Here is a 25,266-nt window from a genome sequence, read left to right on the forward strand (position 1 = left end):
TCCCCGAACACGGGTTCGCTCAGGCTAGGCTGACCCCCACAACTCGAAAAAAAGCGAGCCCGCCCGGTGCTACCAACACCGAACGGGCTCTGACCACCAACCTGAGACAACCAGGAAGGCGGCTGGGAGTGCATCCTAAGCCTACAGCGTCCCGCGCCCGAAGCCGGGGGGTCGCTTCGCGTGTCACCCTCACGTTCCACCTCTTTCCGGAGGTGACGCCGTGAGCTACGCGACCATCGTCCGAGGCAGCTTCGGTGGCGATCGATTCACCAGGGTGCTCAACGCCGCGGTCCGTGACAAACGCCTGTCCTACAAGGCCCGTGGTCTCCTCATCTTCATCGCCTCGCACCGTGAAGGGTGGGGCATCGGCTTGGGGCAGCTCATCGCCAACTCCCCGGGTGGTACGGCCGCGATCCGCTCCGGACTCAAGGAACTCGAAGCCGCCGGCTACCTGCGCCGTTACCGGGTCCGCGACGAATTGGGGTGCCTCGGTGGTGCCTACTGGGTGATCACCGACGATCCCGAGTCCCTGCCGGAACGAGTCGCCGAGCTCGCCCGCTCCCTGGAGGGAAAGGCCCTCGTCCTGCTGCGAAACAGCAGGTCAGAGCCTAAGTGCGATTTTCCAGAGTTGGATGACCCACCAGAGGAAAATCGCACCCCTAAGAAGACCAACCACAAGAAGACCAAGACACAAGAACAAGGGGAGGGGGAGGAGGACGCGCGGGCGCGCGCGAGCGAGCTCCCCACCACCGACGCCGACGGCGACCAGTGGGGCGTCCCCGACGCCGAACGTCCCGCCCCCGACCGGGGCGGTCTACTGGAACGCACCGTCATCCCCCAGATCGCCGAGGAGACCGGCCTGGGGCTCCAACCCTGGCAACATCGCCGCCTGGTCCTGGAACATCTGCCCGCCGCGCTCCGGGCCGTCGAGGAGCTGGCCGATGACCGCGTGGGCCCCACCGAACTCCTGGAGTGGCTGCGGTCGGACCACGACACCACGATGTCGCTGTACGCGGTCCTGTCCACCCGTTGCCGCCCGGCCCACCTCGTTGAGGCGCTGCCGATCTGGGTCGCCCGCAACCGCACCCCTGGCGGCCTGCCCGGTCCTTCAACGCCCAAGGTCCCTCACCCGCGCCGAGAACCGGACCCGATGGCCGACAGAGATCCCTTCACCCGGGCGGGCGCACCGCCCACGTGCACGGTCCACCCCGGTATCGCTCTGGCCACCGACGCCACCGGACTGCGCACCCGCTGCCACAGGTGTGAGGATCTTCCTGGCACTGAACCCTTCGCCGTTTTGGACGAACCGGCCGGCGCCCTGATGGGTGTGCTCGACGATGCCCTACCGGATACCGCACCCGCACCGCCCGAACATTGTGGGGACCGCTCCTGTCACGAACAGCGCCGACACGTCATTCGCTTCAACCCACAGACCGAGGCCCATGAGGACCTCGGCCCCTGCCCACGTTGCCATCCCAGCCGGATATGGGAGACCGCCACATGACCCCGACCCCGCGCACGTCCGGCCGTAACGGGCCTGGATGATGCTCCCGAGGCCTCACCTTGGCGAGGGGCGTAGACCTCCGTATGCTCGGAATGCTCAGGCCTTCGTATGACTGATAACGCGGAAGTAACGCTCCGCGTCGTTGCAGGTCATTAACTGTGAGCCCCGCGCACGCGGGGATGGACCGGCACCTTGTCCTCGGTGCGGGTAGGAACACACGTGAGCCCCGCGCACGCGGGGATGGACCGACGGTGTTGTACTCGTAGATCTCGGTCTGCTGGTGAGCCCCGCGCACGCGGGGATGGACCTCCACCGAGATCCGGTGTGGGCGCCTCGGTTGGGTGAGCCCCGCGCACGCGGGGATGGACCGCGGTGAGGTTGCGGTAGTGGTGCAGGGCGTTGGTGAGCCCCGCGCACGCGGGGATGGACCGGTCAGATCAGTGATGTCCGGGTGTGCCCGGCCGTGAGCCCCGCGCACGCGGGGATGGACCGAGAGGGTGGGGGGTGTCGGGGGGTCATCCTGTGAGCCCCGCGCACGCGGGGATGGACCGACGGTGTTGTACTCGTAGATCTCGGTCTGCTGGTGAGCCCCGCGCACGCGGGGATGAACCGATGTCGGCGTCGGTGGAAGCGAGCCCAGCCTCGTGAGCCCCGTGCACGCGGGGATGGGCCGATCCGCATGCCAGGGGTCGAGACCAGGTGCGAGTTTCGTGTGCCCAGGTTCGCTCTCAAGGTCGGCGAACCTGGCATGTTGCGAGGCGCACGCCGGTACGCTCCACGAGACCAAGAGCAGCCAGACGTGAGGGGCTTTGTGGTGCGGGAGATCGAGACCAAGTACAAGGTGGTCGATACAGAGGCCGTGCTGGCAGCGTTGAAGTCCGCCGAGGTGGCCATGGGCGACCCGGTCTTTCAGGATGATCAGGCCTACGCCCTGGCCGGGTGGACCCCCGACCAAGGCAAGATCGGATTCACCTTCGCCCGTCTGCGAACCCAGGACAACACCCACCTGCTGACCACCAAGACCCCACTGGCCAACGCCATGGAGTGCACCGAGCACGAAACCGCGGTGGCTGATCATGAACAGATGCACGGCGCCCTGTTGGCGCTGGGGTACGAGCCCACGGTCCGCATCGTCAAAGAACGTCGCACAGGCCGTTCGGGAGCGATGGGGGTGTGCGTCGACATCGTCGAGGGCGCCGGCACGTTCCTGGAGCTGGAACTGGTGGTCGATGATGACCGGGACGGCCTTCAAGCCCAATCGGAACTGGACGAGTGGGCCCGCCGGCTCGGGGTCGAGATGGAGCGCACCAATGACACCTACGACATCCTCGTACGCCCGGATCTCACCTGAAGAGCCGGCCCGTTGGCAGACCGGGCGCGACCCAGCGCGCAGGCGTTGAACGGCGCCTGCGCAACATCTTGACCAGGCCCTCCCCTCCGTGAATGGGGCAGCGTGGTCAGCATCGTGCCTCGGACATCAGCTTGCGGGGGTCTCATCCCATCTGGCCTTGTTCAACCTTGATCTGGAGCAGCCGCGGAGAAACCGCGAACCCATGACGGGAGTACGCCGAAACCGCCCTGTCGCTGGAGTGCACCGTCACCCGCTCAAGTCCCAGTTCACTCGCCCACGCCAAGACTGTCTCGATCAGCTCACCGCCCAGGCCACGGTCGCGCTCGTCCGGCGCGACGTACACGCACTGCACATCACCGGACATCCGCTCGAACGCACGCGGAAGCGGCACACGCTGTGTGATCGCCAGCCAGGCCATCCCGATGACCGCATCTCCGCGGACCAGCACCATGCACCGATGGGAGGACTCGCTCTCCCGGGCCCACGCCACGAATCGGGGAACGAACTCCTCCAGCGTGGTGTTGGGAGTTCCGTAGAGCTCCTGCATCCACCGCCATCGCAGCCCGGCGACAGCAGCTAATTCGTTAGACCGAACCGAGCGAATAGCGATGTCGTTCATGGCTTCATCCTGGCGCAGATGCGCCGGCACGAGAGCCCTCTCAGCTATTCCCGCACGAATCCTTGGAACGCCACCACCATGTCGCAACAGGCCCGTTGGATCACCGGGCAGGTTCTCCAAGTCGCCGGAGGCCATGCGTTGTAGGGGTGTCTGTAGTGGGTGCTGCCGCCTCAGGTCCAGCGGGCCATGATCAGGCGTTTCTCGTCCAGCACTTCCGTGGGGGTGAATCCGGCGTGGATGAAGAAACGGACGCGGTCCTCGTAGCCCTCGCCCCCTTCGGGGATGAGGAAGACCCACTCGACCTTCGCCGCGAGGGCCTCTTCCATGAACTTCTCGATGAGATCTCCGCCGATCCCGTGGTGGCGCTGTTCCTCGTCGACGACGATCGCCAAGATGTACCCGTGCGGGGGAGGGGCCGGAGCCCCTGGACCCTCGTACTCTCCGTCGAGGATTCCCTCCAACCAGCCGACGATGTGACCGCCTCGCTCCGCGACCAGCACGACCAGGTAGTCCGGCCACAGGTTCTCGGGGTAACCCTGCAGGTCGAAGTGCGGAGCCTCCTTGGTGATCAGCGTGGCGATCCCGGGCCCATCGTCCGGGACGGCGTCACGCACCACCATGTCCATACCCCCATGCTCCCGCCACCGGCCGTGTGTGCCAAGTAGGCGCAACCGATTCGGAAAACCCCACCCGAAGGGGTGAGGTGGGGTCCCGGGCGAGCGAATCGGAGATGGATCAGGTCATCCGCTCCCTGGCTTGGTCGAACGCACGGGCGAGCTCGAACAGACGCACCATTCGGCCCGCCCAACCCCTGGTCGTCTGGTTGTTCTCGCCGAACGCCTGGGCGGGCACATCGATGTCGACGATTTGTCGCAGGCCGAATGCCGGTTCCTTTTCCTTCCGCGGCGGGGGAGTGGCCTGTCCATGTGCCGGACCTGGCCGGTAGTACCTCTTCCGCCGGCTCCGACCCGGGCGACGCCCGAACCTTCGCATGTCTCGGCATCCAGATGGCACCGAGACGTGGAAAGGTCGATGGTTCGCGGATGCACGTCCGAATCTCTTGTGCTCTCACGCGGCCGATAAGCCGGAATCGGAGGTTCGGCCGACGTATCGGCGGTCCTGGGTCGGTCCTGTCCGCAGGTCGGGTCGGTCGTTCTCTGGCAAAACGGGGCGAATCGCAGTGTCGAGGGGGCAGACATCGGTCCGGAATTAGTTTAAGATTCAACTTGTTGGAGCGAGTGATCGACCGACTCAGGAGAGGATGAAGGTTCATGGACGTGCGCCCCGCAGGCATCCACCACGTGACCGCCATCGCGAGCGACCCCCAGGCCAACGCCGACTTCTACCTCAACGTCCTGGGCATGCGCCTGGTCAAGCGCACCGTCAACTTCGACTCCCCCGAGACCTACCACCTGTACTACGGCGACCGCGCCGGTAACCCCGGCACCATCATGACCTTCTTCCCCTGGCCGGACGCGCCCAAGGGCAGGATCGGCGCGGGGCAGGCCACCACCACGACCTTCTCCGTCCCCGAAGGTTCCCTGGGCTGGTGGGCCGACCACCTCTCCGCGCTCGACATCCCCTTCACCAGTCCCACCGAGCGCACCGACGAGGACGTGCTGAGCCTGCGCGACCCCGACGGCCTGCTCATCGAACTGGCCGCGAGCGCCGACCACCACGACACCGACCCCTGGGACGGGGGAGCGGTCCCCACCGACCACGCCATTCGCGGCATCCGCGCCGTCACCCTGACCGAACAGGACGCCGACGGCACCGCACGGATGCTCGGCGATCAGCTGGGTTTTCGGCTGCACAGCGAGAGCGGCGGCCGGATGCGCTTCCACACCAACGACTCCGGTGACGGAGTGGGCACCATCGTCGACGTGTTGGCCGATCCCAAGGCCGAGCGCGGCCTGGTCGCCGCCGGCACCGTCCACCACGTCGCCTACCGAGCCCCCGACACCCCCGTCCAGGACGCCTGGCGTCAGCGCCTGGCCGATGACGGGGTGGGGGTCACCGAGATCCGCGACCGCAGCTACTTCACCTCGATCTACTTCCGCGAACCGGGCGGGGTGCTGTTGGAGATCGCCACCGACGGCCCCGGCTTCGACTACGACGAACCCCTGCTGGAACTGGGCCGTTCGTTGAAGCTGCCGCCGTGGCTGCAGCCCCGCCAGGACCAGATCGCCGCGAACCTGCCCCACCTGGAGGTGCCCCGGTGACCACCACCGAGGACTTCGTCCACGTCTTCGAGCCGGCCACCGCTCCGGACGAGCCCACACTGTTGCTGCTGCACGGCACCGGTGCCGACGAGCACGACCTGTTGCCGCTGGGCCGTGCCCTGGCCCCGGGCGCCGCGCTGCTCTCACCGCGCGGCAAGGTCAGCGAGAACGGCATGAACCGTTGGTTCCGTCGCCTGCGCGAGGGTGTCTTCGACGTCGAGGACCTGATCGAGCGCACCGCCGAGCTGGCCGAGTTCGTCAAGGCCGCCACCCTCACCTACGACCTGGACCCGAAGCGGATCGTGGTGAGCGGTTTCTCCAACGGCGCCAACACCGGCGCGGGGCTGCTGTTGCTGCACCCGGGGCTGGTGGCGGGGGCGGCGCTGTTCGCCGGCGGTGCTCCGTTGCAGGGGCGCGAACCCGATCCGGTGGACCTGTCGGGGACCCGGGTTTTCCTGGGCAGCGGCGTCACCGACCCGATCACCACGATCGATCAGGCGCGGCTGGTGGCCGCCCAACTGGGGGAGCGGGGCGCGAACGTGCGCGCCGAGGAGCACCCCGGGGGACACCAGTTGCCGCAGTCGGTGGTCGCGCGGGCTCGGGATTGGTTCGCGCAGGCGGCCTTCTAGGACCTGAGGGCCCGTCCCTCGGGCCCTCATCGAACGGCGGTGGCGTTCCCTGTACCTGGACGTCACCGCTTCTTCATACCCTCTGATGAATCTACAACGTCAAGGTGAGCGTTCTGTTCACTCACAGGACTCGACCACCCCTTCATGGCCCATAACGAACCGTCGGCATCCGACACCTTGGGTGCCGAGGGCACTCCCGTGCTATCGGCCATCGAAAGGGACAATCAACCAGGTCCGCTGACAAAGCGGTCGGTCAGGCCGTCTAGATTGGCACGCGTCCCCTTCCCCGCCCCTGAGAAGAGCCCATGATCCCCTCTCTTGCGCCACAGGTCCGCTGATGGAACCCGAGATCCTGGGCCTGCTGTTGCTGGCCGCCGTCGCCGCCGGATGGGTCGACGCCGTGGTCGGGGGAGGAGGCCTGCTCCTACTGCCCGCCCTGATGGTCGCCGCCCCCACCACACCCCTGGCCACCCTGCTGGGCACCAACAAGCTCGGCGCGGTCTTCGGCACCGTCTCCGCCGCGGTGGCCTATGCCCGCAGGGTCCGACTCGACCGCCGGATCATCGTGCCCACCGCCGCCCTGGCCCTTCTCGGGTCGGGGCTGGGCGCGGCCCTGGCCACCGCGCTGACCGCCGACGTCCTCAAACCCGTCATCATGGTCGTCCTGGCCGGAGTGGCGCTGCTGGTCGTCTTCCGCCCGACCATGGGCACCAGCCCCGATCCGGCGCTGCGCACCCGCAACCGAATCCTGGCCGTCCTGGCCCTGGCCGGTCTGGGCGTGAGCTTCTACGACGGACTCATCGGCCCCGGCACCGGCGTATTCCTCATCATCGCCTTCACCGCGGTGCTGGGCATGGACTTCCTGCACGCCTCCGCCGCGGCCAAGATCGTCAACGTGTGCACCAACACCGGCGCTCTGGTGGTCTTCGCCCTGGGCGGGCACATCAACTGGGCGCTGGGCCTGGGGCTGGCGGTGTGCACCATCATCGGCGCGCAGGTCGGCGCACGCATGGCGCTACAACGCGGTGCCGGGTTCATCCGGATCGTTCTGCTCGTGGTGGTGCTGGCGCTGCTGGTACGCATGGGATGGGACGTCTTCGCCTGACCCGCACCCCTCACCAGGAGACCCATGACCGCAATGAGGCCCGTGCCCGCCCGAGCCGAGCACTCCACCCCGATCGCCCACCTGCGAGACGACCACGCCCGGCGACTGCGACGAGGCGGGATCGACCAGTGGGCCCCCGGGGAGGTCGCTCCCGCACAGGTAAGGGCTCAGATCGAGCGCGGCCAGTGGTGGGTGCTGGAGGAGGACTTCCTGGTGGCGGCCGTGCGCGTGTTGGAGTCCGACCCGCAGGTGTGGCCCGAACCCGGGCCTGAGCCGGCCCGTTACGTCCACGGACTCATGGTCGACCACCGGGCCGCCGGTCGGCGACTGGGGGAGGGGTTGCTCGCCTGGGTCGAGGCCAGGGCCGCCCGCGCCGGGTGCGCTCTGGTGCGGTTGGACTGTGTGGCCGCCAACCCCGCATTGTGCGCCTACTACGAGCGTCTGGGCTACCGGGCCCGAGGCCGGATGTCCTTCGCCGAACACCTGGCCTGGCACCCGGTCATGCGCTACGAGAAGCCGGTGGCCCGCACCGCTTGACCGGCCCCTCCTCGGCCCCTCACCCCCTGTGCGGGCGCCCCCGAGAAATCGGCGCCTACGCACGCCCGCCCGGGGCGCGCACCCCGAAAGCCGGGGTGAGGTCGAGCAGGTGGGGGACGAGTGCGTTCGGCGCCACGAAAGGTCTCCGCTTCAGGACGGTTCAGGTGGTGGCGATCAGCGGGTGCGGGTCGTGGTGGGGAGGTGGTCTGGCCGATCCCGTACCTTCATTATCGTCCAAGTCAGATATGATCGCCGAATGACGATCAATGACACGGATGGATGTCTCGCCACGACCGCGGGCGTGGGCGCCGCCGAAGCCCTCTTCCACAGCCTCTCCGACGGCACCCGGCTGGCCATCGTGCGCCGCCTGGCCCAGGGCGAGGCGCGGGTGGCCGACCTGGTGGCCCAGCTGGGACTGGCCCAGTCCACGGTCTCGGCGCATGTGGCGTGCCTGCGCGACTGCCACCTGGTCCAGGGTCGCCCCCAGGGGCGGCAGGTGTTCTACTCCCTGGCCCGCCCCGAACTGCTGGACGTGCTCGCGGCGGCCGAGACGCTCCTGGCCGCGACCGGCAACGCGGTCGCGCTGTGCCCCAACTACGGGACCGACAGCACCACGGCGGAGATGCTCGGTGAGTGACGCATGCTGCGGGGACGCACAACCCCGCCCTGGAGAAGAAACCGAGGAGCACGAGCCGGAAACGCTGTGGCAGGTAGGTGAGATCCGCTTCGCCGCCGTGGCCGCGCTGCTCCTGGTGGCCGGCTACGGCGCTACCTGGGCCGCAACCCCCGACCTGGTAGGGCCGGCGCTCAAGACAGCCGCGCTGGCCGTCGCGGGGTGGACGTTCGTGCCCTCCACACTGCGTCTCCTGGCCCAGGGCAGGATCGGCGTGGGCACGCTGATGACCATCGCCGCCGTGGGCGCGGTGCTGTTGGGCGAGGTGGGCGAGGCCGCGATGCTGGCCGTGCTCTACACCATCGCCGAGGGGCTGGAGGAGTACTCCGTGGCCCGCACCCGGCGCAGCCTGCGCGCCCTGCTGGACCTGGTCCCCGACCAGGCTCGCGTACTGCGCGACGGCGTGGAGCACACCGTCGACCCGGCCGAGTTGGCCGTGGGCGACACACTGGTGGTACGCCCCGGCGAACGCCTGGCCACCGACGGTCGTATCGCCGTCGGACACACCAGCCTGGACACCTCCGCCATCACCGGCGAGTCGGTTCCCGTGGAGGCCGGCCCCGGGGACGAGGTGTTCGCCGGGTCCATCAACGGCACCCGCGCGGTGGAGGTCACCGTCACCTCCACCGCCGCCGACAACTCCCTGGCCCGCATCGTGTCCATCGTGGAGGCCGAACAGGCCCGCAAGGGCGCCGGACAGCGCCTGGCCGACACGATCGCCAAGCCACTGGTGCCCGGGGTGATGGTCGCCGCCGTGCTCATCGCCGCCCTGGGGTCCCTGTTCGGTGATCCCCTGACCTGGATCGAACGCGCCCTGGTCGTGCTGGTGGCCGCCTCCCCGTGCGCGTTGGCCATCTCCGTTCCCGTCACCGTCGTCGCCGCGATCGGCGCCGCTTCCAAGCACGGCGTCCTGGTCAAGGGCGGGGCCGCCCTGGAGGCCATGGGCCGCGTCAGGTCCGTGGCGCTGGACAAGACCGGCACCCTGACCCGCAACCGCCCCGCCGTCATCGAGACCCTCCCGGCTCCCGGACACACCGTCGAGCGGGTGCTGGCGGTGGCCGCCGCGCTGGAGGAGCGCAGCGAACACCCGCTCGCGGCCGCGATCCTGGCCGCCGCCCCCGCACCCGAACGGGCCGAGCAGGTCGAAGCGGTCACCGGCGCCGGACTCACCGGTGTCCTGAACGGCCGCCGCGTGCGGCTGGGCCGCCCGGGCTGGATCGACCCCGCCCCTGTGGCCCAGGACGTGGAACGGATGCAGAACGCGGGTGCCACCGCCGTCCTGATCGAGGAGGACGGCACCCTGCTGGGCGCCATCGCGGTGCGCGACGAACTGCGTCCCGAAGCGGTGGAGGTCGTCTCCGCGCTGCGCGGCGCGGGCTACCGGGTGGCGATGCTCACCGGCGACAACCCGGCCACCGCCGCCGCCCTGGCGGCACAGGCGGGCATCGACCCCGGGGATGTGCACGCCGACCTGCGCCCGGAGGACAAGTCCCGTCTCATCGGCCGACTCCGCGAACACGGACCTGTCGCGATGGTGGGGGACGGGGTCAACGACGCCCCCGCCCTGGCCACCGCCGACCTGGGCATCGCCATGGGCGCGATGGGTACCGACGTGGCCATCGAGACCGCGGACGTGGCACTGATGGGAGAGGACCTGCGCCACCTGCCCCGGGCGCTGGCGCACGCCCGCCGCTCCCGGGCGATCATGTGGCAGAGCGTGGGGCTGTCGCTGGCCATCATCATCACCCTGATGCCCCTGGCCCTGTTCGGTGTCCTGGGCCTGGCCGCGGTCGTACTCGTGCACGAGGTGGCCGAGGTCGTGGTCATCGGCAACGGCATCCGCGCCGGACGCACCCGCCACCTGGGCACCGCCCTCGCCCCGACGCCGCCCATGCGCGCGGCGCGGCGAGATCGTGAAGCCACGGCGAGCCGCCAGACGTTTCGATGAGGAGCACGAGAGGTCGCGGGCCTGAGCAGCGGGGATGCGTGTCGGGCAGTACGCCCACCCGACCTTTTGCGCGAACGGCAAGAAGACGTGCTTAAAACGCATGTCCGTCCTAGGGTGCCGGGCATGAACCACGCACACGCCCACACCGCACACCAGGCGCATGGGACCGACACCGAGGTCCAGGCGGAAATCCTGGACCTGGACGCCGAGGTCCTCGCCGAGCACATCGCCTCCATCACCGCCTGGCTGCCGATGGAGACCGCCCCACACCACATCGTGGATCTGGGCTGCGGTACCGGTACGGGCACCTTCGCCCTCCTGGACCGCTTCCCCGACGCGCACGTCACCGCCGTCGACTCCTCCACCGAACACCTTCAGCGCCTGCGCACCAAGGCGTGCGCCCTCGGCGTCCAGGGCCGCGTGCGCACGGTACAGGCCGACCTCGACGAACCCGCCTGGCCCGACCTCGGCTCACCGGACCTGGTGTGGGCGTCGGCCTCGATGCACCACATGGCCCGACCCGACCGCGCGCTGGGCAACGTCCACCACGCGCTCGCGCCCGGTGGCCTGTTCGCCGTCGTGGAACTGGACGGCCACCCGCGCTTTCTGCCCGAGAACGAGCCGAAGGACCGGCCCGGCCTCGAAGAGCGCGTCCACGCCGCGGCCGACCGTCTCCAGCGCGAACACATGCCTGACCGCGGCGCCGATTGGGGGCCGATGCTGACCGCCGCCGGCTTCACGGTAGAGGGCGAACGCACCGTCGCCGTCGACATCGAAGGCGACCGCAACGAGGCGATCGGCCGCTACGCCCTCGGCGTCCTGCGACGCCTCCGCGGTGTCATCGCCGACAGGATCTCCCCCGAGGACCTCACCGCCCTCGACCGGCTCCTGGACACCAGCGGTCCGCACAGCGTGCTGCGTCGCGACGACCTGACGGTACGCACCGAACGCACCGTCTGGTCCGCCCGTCGCACCTGACACCAGGGTCGATCAGCGAGCGCCACAGGATGCAGGGGTCGACCCCCACCGGCCGACGAACAGGCCGCGCGCGCCCCCGACACCGATGCCGTCCGGTCCCGGCGTACGAGGGGTACTCCCGGATCCGTGGCTGCCGGGGGACCGACAGGGCACGCGGCCACGGAAGGACACGCGGTCACCGGTAGGTCCATACCTGATCCGTGACCTCGGGAAATCCAGCCACCCTCCGGCTCGCCGGAGCTTCGGCACGAGCACGCCTACACCGCCGGGTCCCTCTCACCCGTCAAGGCCGCGGTGACGTCCTCGACGATGCGGTGAGCGCCGTGGTGGTTGGCCGCACCCCAAAAGTCGTGGTCCACCCGATAGACCTGCTCCTTTCGCACCGCGTCCAGGTTCGACCACACCCCGTCGGTGAAGGTGTCCGGAGCTTCGGCGAAACCGGACCCGGCCATGACGAACACGACATCGCCATCGCCCTGCTCCAGGTTCTCGTAACTGCGTGAGATGAAGTCGGTCTCGCCCTCGGCCTCCAACTGGGTCTCGGGCCGGGCGAACCCCAGGTCGTCGATGACCTGACCGGGGAAGGACGCCGGAGTCTCCAACCGGATCTCCGTCTGGTCCTGCAACCGCACCAGCGACACCTCGGTCCCGGCCGGCTCCACACCCGCCTCCTCGATCCGGGCACGCGCCTCCTCGATGGCGCTGTCATAGGCGCCCAACGCCTCCTCGGCCGCCTCCCGGGCGTCCAGGACCTCGGCGACCTCCTCCAGATGCCCGCGCCAGGAACCGGTGCCCTCCCACTCCAACAGCACGGTGGGGGCGATCGCCTCCAACGAATCCAACATCTGGGCCTGCGAACCCATCGGGGTGTCCACACCGATGATCAGATCCGGTTCGGCGGTGGCCAACTCCTCGATGTTGACGTCGTCCTCCACAGGGGAGTTGGTGACCAGCGTCAACCCACCACCGTCGACGTCGGCGGGCAGGAACGGCGCCAACCCCTGGTCGGCCGAACCCGGGGTGCCCATGGTGCCCACCACCTCGTGCCCCAGACCGGTGACCGCGGCCAGGGTGGGACGCCACAGCACGGCCACGCGCTCGGGCTCGGCGGGGATCTCCACCTGACCGTTGGCCCCCTCCACGGTCCGGGTGTCCCCACCCTCCGAATCCCGGGAACCGGTCTCGTCGGAGCCGGGCCCGCACCCGGTCAGTGCGAGCACCCCAACCAGGGGCAGGCAGGCCAAGACGAGCAGGGGACGCGTGTGCGACATCGTTGGGGGACCCTTCCGTGCGAACATGACGTAGGTAAGGCTAACCTGTCTCAGTGGTGTTCGTCCGGGTTTCCCCGGTGCCGTACGATGCGACGTCGGCACCGCCGGCGCCATCATTCCCCCCACAACCACCATCCGTACCCGCACCAGAACGGGGAAGCCGTGGCCCTGCGCGCGCCCACACCAACGCGCCCCACCCTCACCCGACGCGTGATCCGCCCCATCGGTCTCATCGTCGCCCTGGCGGCCCTGGCCGTGTGCGCACTGCTCAGCGTCACCGTGGGAGCCAAACCCATCCCCGCCGCCGACGTCTGGACCGCCCTGACCGCCTACAACGGCGGCTACGACCACGACGTCATCCGCACCCTGCGCGTACCCCGCACCATCATCGGTGTGTTCGTGGGCGCCGCCCTGGGCATGGCCGGCGCCCTCATGCAGGCCCTGACCCGCAACCCACTGGCCGAACCCGGCATCCTGGGCATCAACTCCGGGGCCGCGGCCGCCGTGGTCATCGCCGTGTTCCTGTTCGGCCTCAGCGGCTCCGGGCTGGTCTGGCCCGCCTTCATCGGCGCCGCCCTGGCCGCCGTGGCCGTCTACGCCCTGGGCTCACGCGGACGCGCCAGCGCCACCCCGGTCCGTCTGGCCCTGGCCGGCACCGCCCTGGCCGCCGTCCTCCAAGGGCTGATCTACGGGGTCATCGTCCTCAACGACTTCGTGTTCGACCGCATCCGCTTCTGGCAGGTGGGCTCCCTCACCGGACGCGACCTCGACCTGTTCTGGCAGGTCGCCCCCTTCCTGGTCGCGGGCATCGTGCTCACCCTGGCCCTGGGCCCCTCCCTGAACGCGATCGCCCTGGGCGACGACCTGGCCGCCACCCTGGGCGCCCGCATCCCCCTGATCCGCGCCGGCACCGCCGTGGCCGTCATCCTGCTGTGCGGAGCCGCCACAGCCGCGGCCGGACCCATCTGGTTCGTCGGCCTGATCATCCCGCACGCCGCCCGGGTCATCACCGGACCCGACCAACGTTGGATGCTGCCCTACTCCGCCGTCCTGGGCGCGATCCTGCTCACCGCGGCCGACACCGTGGGGCGCGTCATCCTGCCCGGCTCCGAACTGGAGGTCGGCATCATCACCGCCTTCGTGGGCGCACCCCTGTTCATCGCCCTGGTCCGCAGTAGAAAGATGGCCCAACTGTGAACAAGACCCTGGCCCCACCACGCTCCGACGAGCACACCCACACCCGCCCGCACGGCACCGTGGCCTGGCGCAGCAAGGGCGAACGCCTGTCGTTCCTCCTACGCCCGCGCACCCTGATCGTGTGCCTGGTCCTGGCCCTGGTGAGCGTGACCACCCTGGTGGTCTCGGTGACCGTCGGCGACTACGAGATCCCCCTGTCGGCGGTACCCGGCGCCCTGATGGGCTACGGCGAACGCCTGGACGTGTTCTTCGTCCAAGGCCTGCGCCTGCCCCGCGCCCTGACCGCGATCGGAGTGGGCGCCGCCCTGGGCATCGCCGGCGCGGTCTTCCAAAGCCTCTCGCGCAACGCCCTGGGCAGCCCCGACATCATCGGCTTCACCTCCGGGGCGGCCACCGGCGCCGTCTTCGCCATCCTCGTCCTGGGCTCGAGCCGCCTGGTGGTCTCCCTGGGAGCCGTCGCCGGCGGCCTGATCACCGCCGCCGTGGTCTACCTGCTGGCAATGAAGAACGGAGTACAGAGCTACCGACTGGTACTGGTCGGAATCGGCGTGTCGGCCATGCTGGCCTCGGTCCGCGACTACCTCCTGACCCGCGCCGAACTCACCGACGCCCTGGGCGCACAGATCTGGATGATCGGCAGCCTCAACGGACGCGGCTGGGGCGAGGTCGCCGCCGTCTGGATCGGCTTCGCCCTCCTGGCCCCGGTGCTGTTCGCGGTGGGCCAACGCCTGCGGTTCATGGAACTGGGCGAGGACGCCGCCCAAGGCCTGGGAGTGAACACCCGCTCCACCCAGGTCATCGCCCTGGCCGCCGCCAGCGCACTGACCGGCGCGGCCATCGCGGTGGCCGGACCCATCGGTTTCGTGGCCCTGGCCGCCCCCCAACTGGCCCGACGCCTGACCCGCACCGGCGGCACCACACTGATCGGCGCGGCGCTCATGGGCGCCACCCTGCTCGTACTCGCCGACCTGGTGGCCATGCGCGCCCTGGCACCCACCCAACTACCGGTGGGTGTGGTCACCGCCGTCATCGGCGGCAGCTACCTGATCTGGTTGCTGTACACCGAATGGCGCAGCGGCCGCGCCTGAACCGCCCGCCCCGAACCCCTTTGACGTCCCGCGCACCGCGAAGAGAGCGACGATGAACGACCAGACCCGCCTGACCGGCCAAGACCTGACCCTCGCCTACGACCAACGGGTCATCTCACGCGAGCTGGCCGTCACCATCCCCGACAACTCCTTCACCGTCATCGTGGGCCCCAACGCCTGCGGCAAGTCGACGCTGCTGCGGGCCCTCTCACGCACGCTCAAACCCTCGCAGGGAAACGTCCTACTGGACGGACAGGTCATCGGCTCCTACCCGGCCAAGGAGGTGGCGCGCCGCCTGGGGCTGCTGCCCCAGACCTCCATCGCCCCCGACGGGATCGGCGTGGCCGACCTGGTGGCCCGCGGACGCTTCCCACACCAGAGCTTCCTACGCCAGTGGTCGGCCCAGGACGAGGCGGTGGTGACCCAGGCCATGGAATCCACCGGAGTGACCGCCCTGGCCGACCGCTCGGTGGACGAACTCTCCGGTGGCCAACGCCAAAGGGTGTGGCTGGCGATGGTGCTGGCCCAACAGACCCCACTGCTGCTGCTGGACGAGCCCACCACCTACCTCGACATCGCCCACCAGATGGACATGCTGGACCTGTGCGCGGACCTGCACACCGAACAGGGCCACACCCTGGTGGCCGTGCTGCACGACCTCAACCACGCCTGCCGCTACGCCACCCACCTGATCGTGATGCAGGACGGCGCGATCGTGGCCGAAGGCGACCCGGCCACCGTGGTCACCGCCGACCTGGTGGAGAAGGTCTTCGGCCTGCCCGTGCGCATCATCGCCGACCCCGAGACCGACACCCCGATGATCGTGCCGCTGGACCGGCGCGGAGTACGACGAGACCACGGGTGAAAGGGGCCTGCGGCGCGGGGTCGGCCCAGGAGTCAGCGCCGCAGCAGGGCGCGCAACTCCTCAACGACCAGGCCGGGATCCTCCTCGGCCATGAAGTGACCGCAACCCACCGTGTCGTGGCGCAGGTCCTTGGCCCAGCGCCCCCACAGCGCGGCGGCGTCATAGCCCAGGGCGGCGCCCCAGTCCTGCTGCAACACGGTCACCGGCATGCCCAACCGGTTCCCGGCCTCACGGTCGGCCAGGTCGTGTTCCAGGTCGATCCCGGCCGAGGCACGGTAGTCGGCCACGATCGAGGGCACCGCACCCGCGCACGCCCGCAGATAGGCGCGACGCACCGGGGCGGGGATCGCCTCGGGCGAGTTCGCCCACAGGTCCAGGAAATGTCCGAAGAACTCCTCCGGAGCGGCCTGGATCATCGCCTCGGGCAGACCGGGCGGCTGCGCCATCAGGTACAGGTGAAAGCCCACCGCCCCCTGCACGCCCCGCAACGCCTCCCACATCTCCGGTACGGGCAGCACGTCCAACACGGCCAGATGGGTGACCGCCTCAGGGTGGTCCAGCCCGGCCCGGATACCCACCAGCGCGCCCCGGTCGTGCCCGGCCAACGCGAAACGCTCATGCCCCAACGCACGGGCCACAGCCACCACGTCCGCGGCTATGGTGCGGTTGGAATAGGTATCGGGCCCACTCTCGATGGGGTGATCACTGTCCCCGTACCCGCGCAGGTCCGGACAGATCACGGTGTGGTCCCCGACCAGATCGGCGACCACGTGCCGCCACATCAGGTGCGTCTGCGGGAAACCGTGCAACAGCACCACGGCCGGCCCCGACCCGCCCACCGCCACGTTCAACGACACACCCTCGGCCACCGGGACACGGCGGTACTCCAAACCGGTGATGACACTCGACATGCGAAGCTTCCTCTCCAAGAACCGAAAAGCGGATGAGACCAGCCTGTCGGCCCCCGATGAGCAACCGATGAGCACGCGATACCGTGACCCCTGCCCGGACAGGGCAAGGAAGACGGGGGAGAGCCGGTGACCACACGCCTGGGAGTACTGGGGCCGATACGGGCCTGGGACGACCACGGCCACGACCTACCGCTCAAAGGACCCCGACACCGCCAACTCCTGGCCCGACTGACCATCGCCCACGGCCGCGTCGTCCCGGTGAACGTACTGGTCGAAGACCTGTGGGAGGACCAGGACCCACCCACGAACGCGATCGGGGCCCTACGCACCTTCGTCGCCGCCCTACGCCGGTCCCTGGAACCCGACCGCACCCCACGCACCCCACCGACCCTGCTCATCACCCAAGGCCCCGGATACGCGCTACGCACCCGCGCGGTGGACGCCCACACCTTCGAATCCGACCTGACCCGCGCACGCTCCACCACCGACCCCCACCAGGCCGCACACACCCTGGAACAGGCCCTGCGACTATGGCGCGGCCCCGCCTACACCGACGTCGCCCACACCACCTGGGCCAAGGCCGAACGCGCCCGCCTGAGCCAACTACGACTCCACGCCGTGGAGACCCTGGCCCACGCCCACCTGGACACCGGCCACACCGCCCGGGCCATCGCCGACCTGGACGCCCACCTGGCCGACCACCCCTGGCGCGAACAGGCCTGGCAACTCCTGGCCACCGCCCTCTACCGCGCCGGCCGCCAAGGCGAGGCACTCCAGGTCCTACGCCGCGCCCGCACCCTGCTCGCCCACGACCTGGGCCTGGACCCCGGACGCGCCCTGCGCCGCCTCGAACACGACATCCTCCACCAGGCCGACCACCTCGACCCACCCGAACAACCCACCAACGTGGTCGACGAGCTCTGGCACAGCACCGCCCGCGCCTACCGGGCCGCCCCCGGCCCCCGAGCCCGCCTGGAATCCACCGTGGGCCTCCTGCGCTCCCTGGCCCTGACCGGCCCCGAAGGACTGGTCGGCGCCCGACAACGCCGCGTGCAGGCCATCGACGCCGCCCGGGAACTGGGCGACCCCGAACTCACCGCCCGCGTGATCGGCGCCTTCGACGTGCCCGCCAACTGGACCCGCTCCGACGACCCCGACCAGGCCGCCCACGTGGTGGCCGCCGCCGAGGACACCCTGACCGGACTGGGCCCGAACGCGCACCCGGCCACCCGCTCCCGCCTGCTCACCACCATCGCCCTGGAATCACGCGGAACACGCTCCCCACGCCCACACCAGGCCGCGTCCGAGGCCGAGGGCCTGGCCCGGGAATCGGGAGACCCGGCCCCGTTGGCGTTCGCGCTCAACGGCCGATGGATGCAGACCTTCCACCGCACCGGACTGGCCACCGAACGGGGACGCGTCGGCGACGAACTGGTCCGAGTCTGCGCCCGCCAGGGTTCGGAATCCTTCGAGATCCTGGGGCGCCTGATCGGGATACAGACCGGCGCGGCACTCGCCGACGTCGAGCGCGCCGATCACCACGCCGAAGTGGTCGAAGGGTTGGCCCACCGCCACGAACGCCCCTTGGTGGAGGTCTTCACGACCTGGTACCGGGCACTACGCCTGGACCTGCGAGGCCAGGACCCCGAACAGGTGGCCCACGCCTACCGGGAGGCGGCCGAACGCACCACCACGGCCGGTATGCCCGGCCTGGAACAAGGGCTGCGGGCCCTGGCCATGGCTTGCCTGCGGCTGCGTCATGGCCTGCCCTGGCAAGAGGAACCGGGCGCCGAGTGGGGGCCGCACACGCCCTGGGTGCTCCCCTTGCGGCTGCTCGCCCAGGACCGGACCCAGGAAGCCGCCCAAGTCCTGGACCGGTTCACCGACCCCGACCCGGGGTTGCTCATGGAGGCCCACTGGGCGCTCATCGCCCACGCCGCCCTGACCCTGGACCACCGGGCCGCACTGCACCGCGCCCACACCGCCCTGACACCGGCTCGCGGTGAGCACGCCGGGGCCCAGAGCGGGCTGTTCACCGCGGGTCCGGTCACCGACCTGTTGGAGCGCATCGAAGGCGCCCTCTGATCCCGGAGTGCCCCGCGCGTGGAAGTGCTCCGCGTGCTCACCCGCCCGGACCGGGTGCAGGCCCTCGCGGCTCCACCAGCACGTCCGATGCCGGGACCAAGGTGGTCCCGCCCGCCACGACCCTGAGCGTGTCCGGTGCCGAAAGGCGCTCTCCGCCCGCGTCACAGTTCCTTGATGCGGGCCAACACCGAACGCAGGGTTTCGGCGTCGGGTCGGTGTGTCCTCTGGGCGGAGGAGTGCACCATCACCCGTCCCTGGTCCGCCAGATCCGACAGCAACACCCGCAGCACCCCTGGTGCGAACCCCGAACGGGCCGACACCTCGGCCACCGACACCGGGCGCACGCACAGCGCCAGGATCGTCTCCAGTTCCGGGTCCAGCTCGGTCGGCTCCACCGACGGCACCGCCACCACCTGGGTGCTCAGAGCCAGGTCCGCGCGGGTGGGGCGGGTGCGGCCCCCGGTGAGTGAATAGGGGCGGATCAGGCTCGATTCGGCCGACCACCCCTGGTTCCGATGCGGTGACGGACTCATCTGCTCCCGCCTTCCACACGGGTGAGAGTCGACGGGTGCGGGCCGTCCCGTTCCATCGGAGCGTTCATCGACCTGCCCGACCGGGTGGTCGAATCCTCCCTGTCCAGGGCCTGGCCCCGCGCTGTGGCGCTCGCCGACATCGGCATCGTCCTTCCGTCTGATCGAGGGGTTCGCGGATGCGCGTGAGGGGGTCAGGGAGCGCGGTGGGGGAGAGGGCGTCGATGGTCTGGTCGCCGCGTTCGCTGGTGGTGGCGAACAGTGCCCGCAGGGTGAGCAGGGTGGGGCGGGGGCGTGCCCTTCGGGGAGTGGTGGGCGTGGCCGGGGGCCGCGGGTGGGGGGCGGAGTGGAGTGGAGGGAGGGGGATGACCACATCGAGCCAACCCCCGCCGTGGGGGTTTGGCAAGGGGCGGTGGGTGTCCGGATCCGGCTGTGGGGTTGGGGTTTTCGCGAGCTGGAAGGGGTTCCTGGCACACCCCTCCATTCACACACTTATTAATCTACGTCGTAAAGGCGTGGGTTCGGTATTGACTCACCTCCACAAACATTGATCGAGCGGCTTCGCCGCACCGACACAAAAGGGCTTCTTCGTGGGCGGAATGGGGGTGATGGTGGGGTCCGGCTCGGGTAGGTACCGGCCGGAACCGGCCAATCACGGATTGGCACCTCAAGCGGCACCCAACCCCGAAGGGGGAGTCATGGTCCGGCTCGATGACGAACAGATCAGGGAAGGTCTGGAGCGGCTCACGGAGTGGGAGTGGGATCCGGAGACGGTCTCGATCCACCGCACGGTGAGCCTGCCGGACTTCCTTGGTGCGATCGCCCTGGTGAGTGAAGTGGCCCAGGCCGCAGAGCAGGCCGAGCACCATCCCGACATCGACATCCGCTACAACACGGTGCGGCTGAGCCTGAGCACCCATTCGGAGGGTGCGGTCACCGACAAGGACATGGCCCTGGCGGCTCGGATCGATGAGCTGGTGGCGGCGACGGTCCCCTCGGACTGACCCCGCGGGGCGTCGGCCCTCGTTGGTCCGGCGCAGGGTCGGCCCGGTGCCGGCGGCCGGTCATCGGGCCAGCGAGGCCGTGACCGCCGGCCTTTCGACGCGTGGGTGGTCTTCGTCGGGGGAGGGCTCAAGAACCGTTCGAGGGCGGGATCACCGAGATCGTGCCCTGAGCCACGGCGCACAGCGTCTCGACGCCTTCCTCGTCCACCGCGAACAGATCGCACCGGCAGACCACGCGGCTACGGCCCGAACGCACGACCCGGCCATGGGAGCGCAGCACGGTTCCGGTCGCGGGGCGCAGGTAGTCGATGGTGAAGCCGGTGGTGAGGACCGAGGCGCCGGCCACGGTTCCCGCTGCGAAGGTGAGCGTGTTGTCGGCCGCGTAGCTCAGGACCCCGCCGTGCAGGTATCCGTTCTGTTGGAGCAGGTCCTCGCGGATGTCCAGTTCCAGGATGGCCTCCGCGTCACCGAAGGCCGTCAGGCGGGCGCCGACCAGGCCGCTGAAGGGCTGTTCCGCCAGGATCTTTTGGGCGAACTCCAGACCGGCGTCGTTCATGGGGTCCCCTCGGCTCTCACTTTGATAGTGAAGTGAGGTTCTCGCGAACCAGGAGCCTCTGTCAAGATTCGACCCATGGCCGAATCCGATCAGCGCCTGTACTTCCTCCTGCAACGAGCCGCGCACCGACTGCGCACCGACGCCGACCGTCGCTGTCTGGAAGCCGCAGGCGTCACCACCGCCCAACTCGGCGCCCTGTTCGCCCTGCGCGACCGCCCTGGCATCACCCAGCAAGAGCTCGCTCGCACCCTGGGGTCGGGCGAGTCCGCCATCACCTCCCTGGTGGCACGGCTGACCAAGGCCGGACTGGTCACCAAGGACACCCACCCCGCTCAGTATCGTGCGGTGGTGCTGAGACTGACCTCGGCGGGGGAGGAGAGTCTGGCCGCCGCCCGACCGGAGATCGATCGGTTCAACACCGAGGCGCGGGCGCTGTTGGGGGAGGAGGGGTTCGATGGGGCGGTGGAGGCTCTGCGGAGGTTGGCCCTTTGGGAGCCCTGAGGGATCGGGGTGTCCTTGGGGTCCTTAGGATCGGTTCCCATGACCGAAGACGCTCTGTCCGTTTCCCGTGCCTATGACGAGGTCGCCGAACTCTACGCGGAGCACGCGGGTTCGGCCTTCGCGGTGGATCCGTTGCATCGGGCCATGGTCGACGCGTTCGCGGACATGGTGCGTTCCTCCGGTGGTGGGACGGTTTTGGACGCCGGTTGTGGGCCCGGGCACATCAGCGCTCACCTGGTGCGGCGGGGGTTGGCGGTGGTGGGTGTGGACCTGGCGCCGAAGGCGTTGGTCCTGGCCGGCGACGGCTGCCCGTCCGGGGGGTTCGTGGTGGGACGGTTGGAGGAGCTGCCGCTGGTGGGCGGTTCCGTGGCGGGGGTGTTGTCCTCGTACTCGATCATCCATACCCCGCCTGAACGGCTGCCCGGTGTCCTGGCTCAGATGGTGCGTGTCCTGGCCGGTGGTGGGCACCTGTTGGTGTCCTTCCAGAGTCAGGAGGACCCTACCGGGCCGGTGGAGGTCTTCGATCACCAGGTGGCCACGGCCTACCGCTATGGCGTCGACCATGTGTTGGCGCCGTTGCGTGAGGCGGGGATAGTGGAGGTGGCCCGCTGCGTCCTGGCCGGGCGTGAGGATGCTCGACGCGGGTTCGCCCAGGCGCATCTGTTGTGCCGCAAGGAGCATCCGAGCACGTGAGCGGTGTCGGGCGCGGCCGGGTGGGAATGGGAACGGCCCCGGCGAGCTGTTGCTCGACGGGGCCGTGGCGTGTGCCGGACAAATGCGGTGGTCGCCTCGCGGCGGGTTGCGCGACGCGATTCCGAACCGCCCGCGAGGGGCGTGGTATTCCGCGAAGGCGGTGTATGGCGCCCGGGGGACACTTGCTACCGCATCTGCCTGTAGTGGGTGTAACGGGTGGTGGGTTGTGAGTATTTCCGGGGTGGGGATGTTTACCGGCGAGGGATCGGGTAGGGGATTGGGTGAGCACCTGCGCACCCCGGGGATCAAGGGGGCGGCCGTAACGGCCGATTGGCCCCGGGTCGTCTGAGGCGGGTGTGGGGCCGGGCGCCTACGGGGGTTGTGCGCGCGGCCTGAGCCGGACCCTCGTTATCGGGGGATGTGCGAGATCCGGCGTAGACGGGAGCCCCCGCGGTCTTGGGCCGCGGGGGCTTTTCCCTGTCCGGGGTCAGGTGTGGGTGGTGCCTTTGACGTAGTGGGCCAGGTGTTGGCCGGTCAGGGTGGTGGCCTGGTCGATGAGGTCTGTCGGGGTGCCTTGGAAGACGATGTGTCCGCCGTCGTGTCCGGCTCCGGGGCCCAGGTCGATGATGTGGTCGGCGTGGGCGATGACGGCCTGGTGGTGTTCGATGACGATGACGGTGGTGCCGGTGTCGACGAGTTGGTCGAGCAGGGTGAGGAGTTGTTGGATGTCGGCCAGGTGGAGGCCGGTGGTGGGTTCGTCGAGGATGAGGATGTTGTCCTTGCCGCCCATGTGGGTGGCGAGTTTGAGGCGTTGGCGTTCGCCGCCGGAGAGGGTGGTCAGGGGTTGGCCGAGGCTGATGTAGCCCAGGCCGACGTCGTGTAGGCGGGTGAGGATCTTGTGGGCGGCGGGGGTGTGTGCGGGGCCCTGGTCGAAGAAGGTGTGGGCTTGGTCGACGGACATGGACAGGACTTGGCTGATGTCGTGTCCGTCCAGGTGGTGTTGGAGGACGGCGGGGGCGAAGCGTTTGCCTTCGCATACGTCGCAGGTGGTGGTGATGCCGGCCATGATGCCCAGGTCGGTGTAGGTGACGCCGATTCCTTTGCATTGGGGGCAGGCGCCTTGGGAGTTGGCGCTGAACAGGTCGGGTTTGACGTTGTTGGCTTTGGCGAAGGCTTTGCGGATGGGGTCCAGGAGCCCGGTGTAGGTGGCGGGGTTGGAGCGGCGTGAGCCGCGGATGGGTGCTTGGTCGATGGCCAGGACGTCGTCGCGTCCGGCCAGGGATCCGTGGATGAGGGAGGTCTTGCCGGAGCCTGCGACGCCGGTGACGACGGTCAGGACGCCCAGGGGGATGTCGGTGTCGACGTTCTTGAGGTTGTGGGTGGTGGCGCCGCGGATGGGCAGGGTGCCGGTGGGGGTGCGCACGGTGGGTTTGGGTGTGGTGCGGTCGGCGAGGTGGCGGCCGGTGGTGGTGGGGGCTGTGCGCAGTTGTTCGACGGTGCCTTGGAAGGTGATGTGTCCGCCGTTGGTGCCTGCTCCGGGGCCGAGGTCGACGACGTGGTCGGCGATGGCGATGGTGTCGGGTTCGTGTTCGACGACCAGGACGGTGTTGCCTTTGTCGCGAAGGCGCAGCAGGAGGTCGTTCATCTGTTGGATGTCGTGGGGGTGCAGGCCCGCGGTGGGTTCGTCGAAGACGTAGGTGACGTCGGTGAGGGAGGAGCCCAGGTGGCGGATGAGTTTGGTGCGTTGGGCCTCGCCACCGGAGAGGGTGCCCGCGGGGCGGTCCAGGGAGAGGTAGCCCAGGCCGATCTCGACGAAGGAGTCCAGGGTGTGGGCCAGGGTGGTGAGCAGGGGCGTGACGGTGGGTTCGTTCAGGTCACGGACCCAGTGGGCGAGGTCGCTGATCTGCATGGCGCACAGGTCGGCGATGCCTGCGCCGTTGATCTTGGCGGAGCGGGCGGTGGGGTTGAGGCGGGTGCCCTGGCATTGGGGGCAGTCGGTGAAGGTGACGGCGGTGTCGACGAAGGCGCGGATGTGGGGTTGCATCGCTTCGCGGTCCTTGGCCAGGAAGGTTTTGCGGAGTTTGGGCAGGAGGCCTTCGTAGGTGAGGTTGACGCCTTCGACCTTGACCTTGACGGGTTCGTGGTGCAGGAGGTTGTGGAGTTCTGTGGGGGTGTAGTCGCGGATGGGTTTGTCGGCGTCTACGAGTCCGGAGGCGGCGTAGAGGCGGGTGGTCCACAGGTTGTCGGATTTGTATCCGGGGATGGTGAAGGCGCCTTGGTTGATGGATTTGGTGTCGTCGTAGAGGTGGGTGAGGTCGAAGTCGGTGATCTTGCCGCGGCCTTCGCAGTGGGGGCACATGCCGCCTTGGCGGCTGAAGTTGACCTTGGTGGCTTTGGCTTGTCCGCGTTCGACGGTGATGGCGCCGCCGGCGCGGACGGTGGGGACGTTGAAGGAGAAGGCGTTGGGTGCGCCGATGTGGGGTTGGGCGATGCGGCTGTAGAGGATGCGCAGGAGGGCATTGGTGTCGGTGGTGGTGCCGACGGTGGAGCGGGGGTCGGAGCCCAGGCGTTCTTGGTCGATGATGATGGCGGTGGTGAGGCCGTGGAGGAGGTCGACGTCGGGGCGGGGGAGGGTGGGCATGAAGCCTTGGAGGAAGGCGCTGTAGGTTTCGTCGATCAGGCGGCGTGATTCGGCGGCGATGGTGTCGAAGACCAGGGAACTCTTGCCGGATCCGGAGACGCCGGTGAAGACGGTGAGTCGGCGTTTGGGCAGGGTGAGGTCGACGTTGTGGAGGTTGTTGGCGCGGGCGCCGTGGATGTCGATGGTGGGGTGGTCGTCGGCGGGGTGGGTGGTGTTCATGTGTGCTCCCGGTGTGTGCCTGTGCTGGTCAGGCTATGCCGGGGGTGGGGGTGAGGCTTCTTTGTTCGTGATGGGTGTCGGGTGGGTTTTGGGTATGGGTGTGGCCCCGGTCGGGGTGGTGGCCGGGGTGTGAGGGTGG

The 25,266-nt window shown here is 69.3% G+C and carries 23 protein-coding genes and 1 CRISPR repeat array; of the genes, 16 read left to right on the plus strand and 7 right to left on the minus strand.

Features of this window, described 5'->3' with window-relative positions:
• Positions 1-220: 220 nt before the first annotated feature.
• Positions 221-1,504, plus strand: a complete 1,284-nt coding sequence (locus ABZ717_RS03200; RefSeq protein ID WP_358504765.1) for a hypothetical protein — start codon at positions 221-223, stop codon at positions 1,502-1,504.
• A 158-nt stretch (positions 1,505-1,662) separates the two neighbouring features.
• Positions 1,663-2,177: direct repeats of the CRISPR family, unit length 29 nt; unit sequence GTGAGCCCCGCGCACGCGGGGATGGACCG.
• 141 nt (positions 2,178-2,318) lie between these two features.
• On the plus strand, positions 2,319-2,855 hold the full coding sequence (locus tag ABZ717_RS03205) for a CYTH domain-containing protein (protein ID WP_358504768.1): 537 nt from the start codon (positions 2,319-2,321) through the stop codon (positions 2,853-2,855).
• 142 nt (positions 2,856-2,997) lie between these two features.
• Here the strand turns inward: ABZ717_RS03205 and ABZ717_RS03210 are convergent, their stop codons facing one another.
• Together ABZ717_RS03210 and ABZ717_RS03215 are read right to left on the minus strand one after the other, a co-directional pair.
• Positions 2,998-3,474: a GNAT family N-acetyltransferase gene (locus ABZ717_RS03210; protein ID WP_358504771.1), complete on the minus strand. Its 477-nt coding sequence runs from the start codon at positions 3,472-3,474 to the stop codon at positions 2,998-3,000.
• Positions 3,475-3,644: 170 nt separating this feature from the next.
• Complete coding sequence (locus ABZ717_RS03215) at positions 3,645-4,100, minus strand: GNAT family N-acetyltransferase (RefSeq protein WP_358504775.1); 456 nt, start codon at positions 4,098-4,100, stop codon at positions 3,645-3,647.
• Between the two features lie 645 nt (positions 4,101-4,745).
• Here ABZ717_RS03215 and ABZ717_RS03220 point away from each other — a divergent pair.
• From ABZ717_RS03220 to ABZ717_RS03250, 7 genes are all read left to right on the plus strand, one after another.
• Positions 4,746-5,696 (plus strand): ring-cleaving dioxygenase, encoded by a 951-nt coding sequence (locus tag ABZ717_RS03220; protein ID WP_358504778.1) that lies wholly within the window; start codon positions 4,746-4,748, stop codon positions 5,694-5,696.
• Positions 5,693-6,325, plus strand: coding sequence for an alpha/beta hydrolase (locus ABZ717_RS03225; protein WP_358504781.1), 633 nt, complete (start codon positions 5,693-5,695; stop codon positions 6,323-6,325). The genes ABZ717_RS03220 and ABZ717_RS03225 overlap by 4 nt, the downstream gene beginning before the upstream one ends.
• A gap of 337 nt (positions 6,326-6,662) precedes the next feature.
• A complete protein-coding gene (locus ABZ717_RS03230; RefSeq protein ID WP_358504784.1) occupies positions 6,663-7,430 on the plus strand; it encodes a TSUP family transporter in 768 nt (255 codons plus the stop codon).
• Between the two features lie 24 nt (positions 7,431-7,454).
• Positions 7,455-7,967 (plus strand): GNAT family N-acetyltransferase, encoded by a 513-nt coding sequence (locus ABZ717_RS03235; RefSeq protein WP_358504787.1) that lies wholly within the window; start codon positions 7,455-7,457, stop codon positions 7,965-7,967.
• A 256-nt stretch (positions 7,968-8,223) separates the two neighbouring features.
• Positions 8,224-8,604: a metalloregulator ArsR/SmtB family transcription factor gene (locus tag ABZ717_RS03240; protein WP_358504790.1), complete on the plus strand. Its 381-nt coding sequence runs from the start codon at positions 8,224-8,226 to the stop codon at positions 8,602-8,604.
• Complete coding sequence (locus ABZ717_RS03245; protein ID WP_358504793.1) at positions 8,597-10,588, plus strand: cation-translocating P-type ATPase; 1,992 nt, start codon at positions 8,597-8,599, stop codon at positions 10,586-10,588. The genes ABZ717_RS03240 and ABZ717_RS03245 overlap by 8 nt, the downstream gene beginning before the upstream one ends.
• Positions 10,589-10,711: 123 nt before the next feature.
• Positions 10,712-11,566 carry a methyltransferase domain-containing protein gene (locus tag ABZ717_RS03250; protein WP_358504796.1) on the plus strand — a complete coding sequence of 285 codons (855 nt, stop codon included), beginning with the start codon at positions 10,712-10,714 and terminating at the stop codon, positions 11,564-11,566.
• A gap of 257 nt (positions 11,567-11,823) precedes the next feature.
• On the opposite strand, the gene ABZ717_RS03255 is transcribed toward ABZ717_RS03250, so the two are convergent.
• Positions 11,824-12,837: an iron-siderophore ABC transporter substrate-binding protein gene (locus ABZ717_RS03255; protein ID WP_358504799.1), complete on the minus strand. Its 1,014-nt coding sequence runs from the start codon at positions 12,835-12,837 to the stop codon at positions 11,824-11,826.
• Positions 12,838-12,999: 162 nt separating this feature from the next.
• Here ABZ717_RS03255 and ABZ717_RS03260 point away from each other — a divergent pair, with 162 nt between their 5' ends.
• The 3 genes from ABZ717_RS03260 to ABZ717_RS03270 are packed head-to-tail and all read left to right on the plus strand — an operon-like array spanning position 13,000 to position 15,987.
• On the plus strand, positions 13,000-14,034 hold the full coding sequence (locus tag ABZ717_RS03260; RefSeq protein WP_358504802.1) for an iron chelate uptake ABC transporter family permease subunit: 1,035 nt from the start codon (positions 13,000-13,002) through the stop codon (positions 14,032-14,034).
• A complete protein-coding gene (locus tag ABZ717_RS03265; RefSeq protein ID WP_358504805.1) occupies positions 14,031-15,122 on the plus strand; it encodes an iron chelate uptake ABC transporter family permease subunit in 1,092 nt (363 codons plus the stop codon). The genes ABZ717_RS03260 and ABZ717_RS03265 overlap by 4 nt, the downstream gene beginning before the upstream one ends.
• A gap of 52 nt (positions 15,123-15,174) precedes the next feature.
• Positions 15,175-15,987, plus strand: a complete 813-nt coding sequence (locus ABZ717_RS03270; protein WP_358504808.1) for an ABC transporter ATP-binding protein — start codon at positions 15,175-15,177, stop codon at positions 15,985-15,987.
• A gap of 32 nt (positions 15,988-16,019) precedes the next feature.
• Here ABZ717_RS03270 and ABZ717_RS03275 read toward each other — a convergent pair whose 3' ends face one another.
• Positions 16,020-16,898, minus strand: coding sequence for an alpha/beta hydrolase (locus ABZ717_RS03275; RefSeq protein ID WP_358504811.1), 879 nt, complete (start codon positions 16,896-16,898; stop codon positions 16,020-16,022).
• 126 nt (positions 16,899-17,024) lie between these two features.
• On the opposite strand from ABZ717_RS03275, the gene ABZ717_RS03280 reads away from it, so the two are divergent.
• Entirely contained in the window at positions 17,025-18,983 is a 1,959-nt protein-coding gene (locus ABZ717_RS03280; RefSeq protein WP_358504815.1) for an AfsR/SARP family transcriptional regulator, read from the plus strand.
• A gap of 161 nt (positions 18,984-19,144) precedes the next feature.
• On the opposite strand, the gene ABZ717_RS03285 is transcribed toward ABZ717_RS03280, so the two are convergent.
• On the minus strand, positions 19,145-19,516 hold the full coding sequence (locus ABZ717_RS03285; RefSeq protein ID WP_358504818.1) for a DUF742 domain-containing protein: 372 nt from the start codon (positions 19,514-19,516) through the stop codon (positions 19,145-19,147).
• A 695-nt stretch (positions 19,517-20,211) separates the two neighbouring features.
• Between ABZ717_RS03285 and ABZ717_RS03290 the strand changes: the two genes are divergently transcribed.
• The gene (locus ABZ717_RS03290) at positions 20,212-20,517 is read left to right on the plus strand and encodes a 4a-hydroxytetrahydrobiopterin dehydratase (RefSeq protein WP_358504821.1); all 306 of its coding nucleotides are present in this window, start codon (positions 20,212-20,214) and stop codon (positions 20,515-20,517) included.
• A gap of 127 nt (positions 20,518-20,644) precedes the next feature.
• Here the strand turns inward: ABZ717_RS03290 and ABZ717_RS03295 are convergent, their stop codons facing one another.
• Positions 20,645-21,073: a PaaI family thioesterase gene (locus tag ABZ717_RS03295; protein ID WP_358504824.1), complete on the minus strand. Its 429-nt coding sequence runs from the start codon at positions 21,071-21,073 to the stop codon at positions 20,645-20,647.
• A gap of 75 nt (positions 21,074-21,148) precedes the next feature.
• On the opposite strand from ABZ717_RS03295, the gene ABZ717_RS03300 reads away from it, so the two are divergent.
• Positions 21,149-21,574, plus strand: coding sequence for a MarR family transcriptional regulator (locus ABZ717_RS03300; RefSeq protein WP_358504827.1), 426 nt, complete (start codon positions 21,149-21,151; stop codon positions 21,572-21,574).
• 39 nt (positions 21,575-21,613) lie between these two features.
• The gene (locus ABZ717_RS03305) at positions 21,614-22,267 is read left to right on the plus strand and encodes a class I SAM-dependent methyltransferase (RefSeq protein ID WP_358504830.1); all 654 of its coding nucleotides are present in this window, start codon (positions 21,614-21,616) and stop codon (positions 22,265-22,267) included.
• A gap of 487 nt (positions 22,268-22,754) precedes the next feature.
• Here the strand turns inward: ABZ717_RS03305 and ABZ717_RS03310 are convergent, their stop codons facing one another.
• The gene (locus tag ABZ717_RS03310) at positions 22,755-25,127 is read right to left on the minus strand and encodes an excinuclease ABC subunit UvrA (RefSeq protein ID WP_358504833.1); all 2,373 of its coding nucleotides are present in this window, start codon (positions 25,125-25,127) and stop codon (positions 22,755-22,757) included.
• Positions 25,128-25,266: the final 139 nt, after the last annotated feature.

It is taken from the genome of Nocardiopsis sp. NPDC006832 (assembly GCF_040635885.1).
GTDB lineage: Bacteria > Actinomycetota > Actinomycetes > Streptosporangiales > Streptosporangiaceae > Nocardiopsis.